Source organism: Streptomyces sp. A0592 (assembly GCF_004795115.1).
GTDB lineage: Bacteria > Actinomycetota > Actinomycetes > Streptomycetales > Streptomycetaceae > Streptomyces > Streptomyces erythrochromogenes.
In genome coordinates this window covers 74011-83308 of record NZ_SSBM01000030.1, presented here as the reverse complement: position 1 = coordinate 83308, position 9298 = coordinate 74011, and the positions used below count along the sequence as shown (strand labels likewise).

The following is a 9298-nucleotide window of genomic DNA, read 5'->3' as shown; positions in this document are numbered from 1 at the left end:
GGGGGCGGGCCGCAGGCCGGCGGGGCGGGCCTCTGGCCGGGCCCGGCGGGGCGGTTACTTCGCGGCGTACCTGACCCGGAGGGCTTCGGTGGCGGCGGAGACCGCCGAGCCGGACGGCCGACCGCCGGGCAGACGTCCGGGCCGACAGGACGGACCGGGGGGCGGGCCGCAGGCCGGCGGGGCGGGCCTCTGGCCGGGCCCGGCGGGGCGGTTACTTCGCGGCGTACCTGACCCGGAGGGCTTCGGTGGCGGCGGAGACCGCCGAGCCGGACGGCCGACCGCCGGGCAGACGTCCGGGCCGACAGGACGGACCGGGGGGCCGGCCGCAGGCCGGCGGGGCGGGCCTCTGGCCGGGGCCGGCGGGGCGGTTACTTCGCGGCGTACCTGGCCCGGAGGGCTTCGGTGGCGGCGGAGACCGCATCCGCCTCCGTCAGCCCCAGCCGGTGCACCCGCTCCGCGAACGCCTGCGCGGCCGACGCCGCCTCGCGCGCCGCGCCCTCCCCCGCCGCGGCGACGAAGGTCCCGTTGCGGCCCCGCGTCTCGATCACCCCGTCGGCCTCCAGCGCCCGGTAGGCCTTCGCGACGGTGTTGGCGGCCAGCCCCAGGTCCTCCGCCAGCCCCCGTACGGTCGGCAGTTTGAAGCCGGCCGGCAGCTTCCCGGACCGGGCCCGGGCGGCGATCTGCGCGCGCAGCTGTTCGTACGGGGCGGCCGAGCCGGCCGAGCCGTCGATGGTGATCTTCAGGTTCGTCGAGCTCACGGGGGTGATTGTCCACCATCGGCGGTTAATTGGGAGGCGCCGGGCGCGCGGGCGCGCATAGCGTCTGCCGCATGACTGTTCTGATCCGCGATCTCCGTCCGGACGACCTCCGTGACGTGGAGTCGGTGGTACGGGTACGCCGTGCGGCCCTGCCGTTCCTGATCACCAGCGCCAGGGACGTGGCCCACGAACTCGCCGGCTCCCACCCCGCCAGACACCACCGCGTCCTCGTCGCCGAGACCGCCGACGGCGAGGTCGTCGGCAGCGCCCAGGCCGGCATCGCCCATGACAGCCCGCGCCCCGGCCAGGGGTACCTCAACGCGTACGTCGACCCGGCCCGCCGCGGCCTCGGCGCCGGCCGGCTCCTGCTGCGCGCCGCCGAGGAGCACCTCACCGCGCGGGGCGCGGTGGACTCGTACGCCTGGGTCCTCGACGAGCCCGCGCACCGCGCCTTCGCCGAGCGGCACGGCTACCGGCCGGGGCGCTCGGCGCACTTCCTGCGCCTGGACCTGACCGCGGCCGCGCTGCCCGCGCTGGCGGACGCGTTCCCGGCCGGGGTGGAGCTGCTGCCCGCGACCGCCTTCGCCGCGGACCCGCGCCCCCTGTTCGCGATCGACGCCGAGACGACGGCGGACGAGCCGGGTGACGTGGCGGCCGATCTCGACGACTACGAGGACTGGCTGACCCACACCTGGCACAACCCCTCCCTCGACAAGGAGCTGACGACCGTCGCCCTGGTCGACGGGAAGGCCGTGGCCTTCAGCGCCGCCCGGACCGACGGCGCCACCCGCTACGGCTCGGCGATGACCGGCACGCTGCGCGCCTTCCGCGGCCGCGGCCTGGCCAAGCTCGCCAAGAACGCCTCCCTGCACCGGGCCCGCGCGGCCGGCTACACGGAGGCGTTCACCGGCAACGACGCCGGCAACGACCCGATGCTCGCCATCAACCGGTGGTTCGGGTACGAGATCTGCGCGACCGAGACGCACTACACGAGGAAGCTGGGGGCACAGTGACCGAGCAGCTGACCGTCGTCCTGTCCAAGGCCGGCCGGACCAAGATCCGCTACCCGGCGACGCAGGTCGCCGACGACGGCGACCGCATCTCCGTACGGGCCCCGTGGGCCGCGGAGGGCGTACGGGACTTCGGCTTCGTCCGCTTCGAGCCGGGCGACGTGTTCGTCGAGCACTTCTGGCGGACCCGCTGGTACGCGGTGAAGGAAGTGCGCACGGGCGACGGCGTCCTCAAGGGCTGGTACTGCGACGTGACGCGTCCGGTCCACGTCCAGAGCGGGGAGATCCTCGTGGAGGACCTGGACCTCGACCTGTGGGTCTCGGCGGACGGGACGTCCGTACTGCGGCTGGACGAGGACGAGTTCGCCGAGAGCGGGCTCACGACGAGCGACCCGGAGGCGGCTGCCCAGGCCGTCCGCGCCCTGGACGCCCTGGACGACCAGGCCCGTTCCGCGTCGGGCCTGGCCGCGCTCCTGCCGTAGAGCGCCGTTCCCCGCGGGCAGGGGCGGTTCCTGATGCCGCTCTTTTCCCCTCCTTAAGCGGAGCCTAAGGATCCTCCCTTGGGGGGTCCGTACGGCGAAAAGGCGTGGTCCGGGGGCTAGCTTGGCGGGGCCAGGACAGGAAGGGCCGGTCGTGGCGCCGCCGGGGGGCGGCGCCGCCGAGCCCGCTTCCGCAAGCGCGCCCCCGCCTTTGCCCGAAGGAGATCCACCCATGCCCGCACGCCGCCGTACCGTGACGCCTCTCCGTATCGCCGCCGGTCTCGCGCCGCTCGCGCTGGCCGCGTACGCCGCCGTTCCCGCGGCCGCCCACGGCTCGATGACGGACCCGGTCAGCCGGGTCGCGGCGTGCTACGCGGAGGGCCCGGAGTCGCCGAAGTCGGCGGCCTGCAAGGCGGCGGTCACCGCGAGCGGGGCCCAGGCGTTCTACGACTGGAACGCCGTCAACATCGCCAACGCCGCCGGGAACCACCGGGCGCTGATCCCTAACGGGCAGCTGTGCTCGGCCGGCAACGACAAGTACCAGGGCCTGGACCTGGCCCGCGGCGACTGGCCGGCGAGCCCGATGTCCGCCGGCCCGCACACCTTCCGCTACAAGGGCACGGCCCCACACAAGGGTTCCTTCGAGCTGTACGTGACGAAGGACGGCTACGACCCGTCGAAGCCGCTGAAGTGGTCCGACCTGGAGCCCGCGCCGTTCGCGAAGGCCACCGACCCGGGCATGCAGAACGGCGACTACGTGTTCTCCGGGACCGTCCCGAACAAGTCCGGCCGTCACCTGATCTACAGCATCTGGCAGCGCTCCGACAGCCCGGAGGCCTTCTACACCTGCTCGGACGTGGTCTTCGGCAAGGACAACGGCGGCAGCGGGGGCAATGGGGGCAACGGCGCGAACGGCGGTACGGGGGCCTCGCCGAGCACCGGACCCAGCACCGGCAACGGGTCCGGTAACGGCGGCGGCAACGGGTCGAAGCCGTCCGACAAGCCCTCCGCCCCGACCGACCAGCAGATCGCCGACGGCGCCGGCAAGTCCTCGGTGGAGCACAACGGCCACGGCGACAACGACCCGAAGACGAACGGCGCGGCCGGCGCCCCCCTCCCGTCCCAGTCCTCACCCGCCTCCGCGAACGCGGCGGGCTCGGGCACCTCGGCGGGCGGCAACCTCGCGGAGACCGGCGGCAACAGTGCCACCCCCTCCATCGCGATCGCCGGGGCCGGCGCCCTGGCCGTCGGCGCGGCCGTGCTGTTCGCAGTGGCCCGCCGCCGTTCGGTGGCGGGCCGCCACGGCCGCTAGGACCTGCTCGATCCGGTTGTCCCGAACGGACCGCCCGCGCCCGGTGTCAGTCGAAGACCGAGGCGCAGGTGGTCCGTTCGGCGTTGGCCGGGTCGAGGGCGTTGACCGCCTCGTGCCAGGCGATCCGGTCGGTGAGCCCGATGGTCACGTGCTCCGAGAGGTCCAGGAAGCACAGGTCCTGGAGCACGACGTTGCGTACGTTCGGCCCCTCCAGGAAGCCGCTCCGGTACGGCGTCACCACCTCGTCGTACTTGGTGGCGATGACCGTGTACTTCACCCCGGGCACGGTGTCCCCGCCCGCGTTGAGCTTCTGCAGGAAGGCGGAGCCGGCGATCTGGTCGGCGAGGCCGGGGGTCGCGGTGCTGATCAGGTCCTCGGCCCCGGGGAAGTACGGGAGGAGCTTGGTGAACCCGAGGAGGGTGGTGCCGTGGTTGTCGGGGGCGAGGCCGACCAGCGCGTTCACCTTCTCCGCTCCCCCGAGGAACTTCAGGTAGTAGCGCGGCATCATGCCGCCCTGGGAGTGGCCGATGATGTCGGTCTTGGACGCGCCGGTCGAGGCGAGCACCCTGTCGACGAAGACGTCGAGCTGTTCGGCGGACTTGTCGATGGGGCCGAGCCCGTTGAAGAAGGGCACGCCGGGCAGCTGGCCGTAGTCGAGCGAGTAGACGCAGTACCCGCGGTGGACGAGGTACGGGGCGAGGCCGAGCCAGTTGTCCCAGGAGTTGCCGAAGGTTCCGTGGACGAGGACGACGGGGCGCGGGTGGGCGGCGGACGGCTTGCAGGACCAGTTGTTCCAGCCGCTGCTGGGGGCGGATGCGGCCTGCGCTGCGCCGGTGGGGGCGACGAGTGCGGCGGCGGTGAGGACGAGGACGGCCAGCGGGCGGAGCAGGCGTCTCCAGGGCAGCATCGTGTGATCTCCTTGCGGTCGACTCAAGGGGATGTGCGGGGGGATTCGTCCCGTGATCCGGATCACAAGGGGCGCTGCTGCCGCTAAATTACGTGTGAGTAGCAACACAGGGAAGTTACGCGTCGGTAAAAACTCGCGTGTCGTCCGAGCGTCCGTCAGGCGGCCAGCGTGCCACGGGCGATGGCGTGCGGACCGAAGCGCGAACGGACCTGGTCAGTGACGGCCTCCAGCCGGCGGGCCTTCTCGTCCTCGGGGTCGAAACTGAGCTGCCGCACGGCCCGTTCGGCCGGGATCAGCTCCTCGGCCCGCAGGGACAGTGCGCGGACCCGGGCCCGCTGCAGGCCGAGGCCGTCGTACAGGGCGTAGGCCGTGGCGGTCAGGGCCGCCGAGTGCGCGGTGGGTTCGGCCAGGGTGCGGGTCCGGGTGAGCGTGGTGCGGTCGGCGCAGCGGACGGTGAGGGTCAGGACGCGGCACACCCGCCCGCCCTCTTGTGTACGAAGCTTCGCGCCGAGCTCCTCCGTCAGCGAGAGCAGCGCCCGCCGGTGCCGTACGGGATCCAGCTCGTCCCGGTCGAAGAGCCGCTCGGCGGCGATGGTGCGGGCGGCGGCCCCCGGCCGGACAGGGGTCCGGTCGATCCCGAGGGCACGCTCGTGCACCTCGCGGCCGAGCCGGGCGCCGAGGATCCGCCGCAGGGCGGCGGGCGGGGCGGCGGCGACCCGGCCGACGGAATCGAGGCCGTAGGAACACAGGGTGCGGGCGGCCTTGGCGCCGACCCCGTCGAGTGCGGTGACGGGCTTGTCCGCCAGGAAGTCCCGTACTGCGGCGGGGTCTTCGGGGAGCACCAGGGTCCCGCCGGGCCGGGCCTCGCGGGCCGCCGCCCGGGCCAGCATGGGGTTGCCGGCCACGCCGACGGCGGTGTCCACGCCGTACAGGGCGAGGGCCCGGACCCGGATCACGGCGGCCAGCCGGCGGGCGTCGCAGCCGAAGTGGCGCAGCGCGCCCCGGACGTCGGCGAGGGCGGCGTCCGGCGGCAGGGCCTGCACGGCCGGGGTGATCCCGCCGAGCAGCGCGAGCACCCCGGCGTACTCCCGCGCCCCGAGCGGTCCTCCGTCGGCGGGGTGCAGCCGCAGGCACATCACGGCCTTCCCGGTGGCGCTCATCCCGCGCTCCCCGGACTGGAGTGCCACAGCTTGCGGCCGGTGGCGGGGCCGGTGCCGGGCGGCTGGAGATCGGCCCAGGGGTTCATCTCGTACCCCGTGGACATGCGGATGGTGCGCCCGGGCCCCTTCGCAGCCGGCTCCCCGCCGGACGCGTCGCCGGAGCCGCCGCCGGCACCATCACCGCTGCCGTTGCCGTTGCCGTTGCCGTTGCCGGCCGGCTCGGCGAGGCGGGCCGCGACCGCGTCCAGGCCGCCCGTCGCCCGCAGTTCCACCAGCTCCGCCAGGTTCCATGCCGCCGCCCCGACCACGCTCAGGCTCTGCGGGCCCCTGCGCTGCACGACACCGCGCACCAGCAGCAGGAAGGAGTGGAAGACGGTGTGCGCGCACCGCTCGTGGCTGTCGTCGAAGAAGGCCAGGTCGACCAGGCCCGTGCCGTCGTCCAGCGTCGTGAAGATGACCCGTTTCCCGGACCGGATCGGCGGGGTCTGGGTGGCCGCCTTGGCTCCCGCGACGAGCACGGTCTGCCCGTGCTCGGTGCCGCGCAGTCGGCGTGCCGGGATCACTCCCAGTTCGGCCAGGAAGGCGTGGTGGTCGCCCATCAGGTGCCGCGAGGCGTCCATGCCGAGGACGCCCAGCTCGGCGCTGAGCCGTTCCGCGTCGGTCAGGTCGGGCAGCCCGACGGACGCCGTGGACCGGCCTCCCTCCAGGGGGAGTTGGGGGCCTCGTACGCCCGCCGCCCGCTGTGCGCCGTGCAGTTCGGTCAGGTGCAGCAGCAGGTCGCGCCGGTTGGCGCCGAACGAGTCCAAGGCGCCCACCTGGGCGAGCCGTTCGGCGACCGGGCGCCCCGGATGCGCCCGGTCCCAGAAGTCGCGCAGGGAGGCGTAGGGCTGTCCGGACTCGATCCGGGTCGCTTCGGCCCCGCTGATGCCGTGGACGTCGGCGAGCCCGAGCCGCAGCCCCCACACACCACCCGCGTCGGACACCAGTTCGATACGGTGGGCGGCCGCCGACCGGTTCACGTCCAGCGGCAGCACCGGTACGCCCCGCCGCCGCGCGTCCGCCAGCAGCAGCCGCTTCGGGTACATCCCCGGATCATGGGTCAGCAGCCCGGCGTAGAAGGCCGCCGGGTGGTGCGCCTTCAGCCACGCCGACTGGTAGGTGGGCACGGCGAAGGCCACCGCGTGCGCCTTGCAGAAGCCGTACGACCCGAAGGCCTCCACGATCTCCCAGGTACGGGCGATCACCTCCACCGGATAGCCCCGCTCGGCCGCCTTCGCCGCGAACCAGACCTTGATCCGCGCCTGCGACGGCGGATCGGACAGCCCGCGCCGCACACGGTCCGCCTCGTCCCGCCCGCAGCCGGTCATGACGTCCACGATCTCGATGATCTGCTCGTGGAAGACCACCACCCCGTACGTCTCGCGCAGCGCGTCGGCCAGGTCGGGGTGCGGGAAGCGGACCGGTGCCCGCCCGTGCCGGGCCTCGATGAAGGGCCGCACCATGTCGGCGGCCACCGGACCCGGCCGGAAGAGGGAGATGTCGACGACCAGGTCGTGGAAGGTGGCCGGCTGGAGCCTGCCCACCAGGTCCCGCTGGCCCGGCGATTCGATCTGGAAGCAGCCCAGCGTCTCGGCCGAACGGATCAGCTCGTACGTGGCCCGGTCGCCCGGCGGCACCTGCGCCGGGTCGTCCAGGTCGAGCTCCTCCCCCGTGCCACGCCGGATCTCCGCGACCGCGTGCGCCATCGCGGACTGCATCCGCACGCCCAGCACGTCCAGCTTGAGCAGTCCGAGCTCCTCCACGTCGTCCTTGTCGAACTGGGACATGGGGAAGCCCTCGCCGCTGGTGGGGACCACGGGCGTACGGGCGAGCAGCGAGGCGTCGGAGAGCAGCACCCCGCACGGGTGCATGGCGGTCCCGCGCGGTAGCGCGTCCAGCGATTCGACGAGCTCCCACAGCCGCCCGTACGACTCCCCGCGCACCTCCCGCAGTTCGGGCAGCTCCTCCAGCGCGGCGCGGGCGTCGCGGGCCCGGATGTGCGGGAAGGCCTTGGCCAGCCGGTCGACGACGGCCGGGTCCATGGACAGGGCGGCGCCGACGTCGCGGATGGCGTGGCGGACCCGGTAGGTCTCGGGCATGGAGACGGTGGCGACGCGCTCGACGCCGAACCGGTCGATGATCCGCCGGTAGACCTCCAGCCGGCGGGCGGACTCCACGTCGATGTCGATGTCGGGCAGGACGCGCCGGCGCTTGGACAGGAAGCGCTCCATCAGCAGGCCGTGCTCGACGGGGTCGGCGTGCGCGATCCCGAGCAGGTGGTTGACGAGGGAGCCGGCGCCGGAGCCGCGGGCCGCCACCCGGATGCCCATCTCCCGTACGTCGTCCACCACCTGGGCGACCGTCAGGAAGTACGAGGCGAAGCCGTGGTGGGCGATGATGTCGAGCTCGTGGTGCATCCGCTCCCAGTAGGCGGGGTCGCCCGCGTAGCCGCGCAGCACCATGCCGGCGGAGGCGCGGGAGGTGAGGACCCGCTGGGCGCTGCGGTGGGCGGCGCCGACGAGCCGGGCCTCGGGGAAGTGGACGGAGCCGATGCCGAGATCGTCCTCGGGGTCCACGGAGCAGGCCTCGGCGGTGTGCCGGGTCTGCGCGAGCAGGCGTCGGGCGTCGGCGGGGCCGAGGCCGGCCGCCCGGGCGACCAGGTCGGCGGCCTCGGCCATGGCGGCGGGGGCCTTGAGCCAGCGCTCGCCGGTGTCGAGGGGGCCGCGGCGGTCGATGGGGACCAGGCGGCGGGCCGCGTCGAGGATGTCGGCGACCGGGCCCTGGCCGGGGTCGGCGTAGCGGACGGCGTTCGTGAGCACGGCCGGGACGCCCTGCTCGGCGGCGAAGCCGACGGTACGGGCGGCCAGTCGCAGCGAGCCGGGGCCGGTACCGGTGCGGCCGTGGTGGACGGCCTCCAGGCGCAGGGAGTCGCCGTAGATCTCCCGCCAGGGTGCGAGCAGCCGGGCGGCCCGGTCGGGACGGCCCGCCGCGAGCGCCCGCCCCACCTCGGAGCCGGGCCCGAGGAGGACGAAGACGCCTTCCCCGTGCAGGGCGTCCCAGGGGACGAGCGGGACCTCGGCGGCCGTCGCGTGGGCGGCGGTGACCATCCGGCACAGCTCGGCCCAGCCGGCGGCCCCGTCCCGGGCCAGGAAGACGGCCCGGGCGGCGGACTCGTCCAGGAAGGCCCCTCCCTTGACGGGGGTGCGCCGCCGGTACGAGGCCTCGCCCGGGCCACCGCCCGCGGCGGACGCGGTCGAGCCCCCCGGCCCGGCCGATCCCGCCGCGGGAGACCCGGCGGGGGACACCGCCATGTCCGCGCCGAACAGCGGCCGGATGCCCGCGTCGGCACACGCCTTCGCGAACCGGACCGCGCCCGCCAGGGTGTCGCGGTCGGTCAGGGCGAGGGCGTCCATGCCCCGCTCGGCGGCACGCTCCGCCAGCCGTTCCGGGTGCGAGCCTCCGTAGCGCATGGAGAACCCCGAAACGGTGTGCAGATGCGTAAAACCAGGCACCCGCGGCCTCCTGCTTCGCTCGTAGAACACCACCCCCGCTCTCCACCATAGAGCAATTCGAATACCCGTGCGAAACACTTGTTCGATCACCCGAGTGGGGGCGGGTCATCCGTTCGGCCCG

Annotated in this window: 7 protein-coding genes; 3 read left to right on the top strand and 4 right to left on the bottom strand. The window is 74.2% G+C overall.

Annotated features, from left to right (window positions below):
• Positions 1-368: 368 nt before the first annotated feature.
• The gene (locus E6U81_RS30830) at positions 369-758 is read right to left on the bottom strand and encodes a GntR family transcriptional regulator (RefSeq protein WP_240804114.1); all 390 of its coding nucleotides are present in this window, start codon (positions 756-758) and stop codon (positions 369-371) included.
• A 71-nt stretch (positions 759-829) separates the two neighbouring features.
• On the opposite strand from E6U81_RS30830, the gene E6U81_RS30825 reads away from it, so the two are divergent.
• From E6U81_RS30825 to E6U81_RS30815, 3 genes are all read left to right on the top strand, one after another.
• Entirely contained in the window at positions 830-1771 is a 942-nt protein-coding gene (locus tag E6U81_RS30825) for a GNAT family N-acetyltransferase (protein ID WP_136233313.1), read from the top strand.
• Positions 1768-2250: a DUF402 domain-containing protein gene (locus tag E6U81_RS30820; protein ID WP_136233312.1), complete on the top strand. Its 483-nt coding sequence runs from the start codon at positions 1768-1770 to the stop codon at positions 2248-2250. The genes E6U81_RS30825 and E6U81_RS30820 overlap by 4 nt, the downstream gene beginning before the upstream one ends.
• 229 nt (positions 2251-2479) lie before the next feature.
• Positions 2480-3559 carry a lytic polysaccharide monooxygenase gene (locus tag E6U81_RS30815; protein WP_136233311.1) on the top strand — a complete coding sequence of 360 codons (1080 nt, stop codon included), beginning with the start codon at positions 2480-2482 and terminating at the stop codon, positions 3557-3559.
• Between the two features lie 46 nt (positions 3560-3605).
• Here the strand turns inward: E6U81_RS30815 and E6U81_RS30810 are convergent, their stop codons facing one another.
• From E6U81_RS30810 to E6U81_RS30800, 3 genes are all read right to left on the bottom strand, one after another.
• Positions 3606-4466, bottom strand: coding sequence for an alpha/beta fold hydrolase (locus tag E6U81_RS30810; RefSeq protein ID WP_136233310.1), 861 nt, complete (start codon positions 4464-4466; stop codon positions 3606-3608).
• 155 nt (positions 4467-4621) lie between these two features.
• Entirely contained in the window at positions 4622-5602 is a 981-nt protein-coding gene (locus E6U81_RS30805; protein ID WP_240804117.1) for a hypothetical protein, read from the bottom strand.
• 20 nt (positions 5603-5622) lie between these two features.
• The gene (locus E6U81_RS30800) at positions 5623-9177 is read right to left on the bottom strand and encodes a DNA polymerase III subunit alpha (RefSeq protein ID WP_136233308.1); all 3555 of its coding nucleotides are present in this window, start codon (positions 9175-9177) and stop codon (positions 5623-5625) included.
• Positions 9178-9298 lie beyond the last annotated feature (121 nt).

Coding starts and splice junctions, on each gene's coding strand:
- E6U81_RS30805 (WP_240804117.1), bottom strand. CDS start 5,602: ATGTGCCTGCGGCTGCACCCCGCCGACGGAGGACCGCTCGGGGCGCGG.
- E6U81_RS30810 (WP_136233310.1), bottom strand. CDS start 4,466: ATGCTGCCCTGGAGACGCCTGCTCCGCCCGCTGGCCGTCCTCGTCCTC.
- E6U81_RS30825 (WP_136233313.1), top strand. CDS start 830: ATGACTGTTCTGATCCGCGATCTCCGTCCGGACGACCTCCGTGACGTG.
- E6U81_RS30815 (WP_136233311.1), top strand. CDS start 2,480: ATGCCCGCACGCCGCCGTACCGTGACGCCTCTCCGTATCGCCGCCGGT.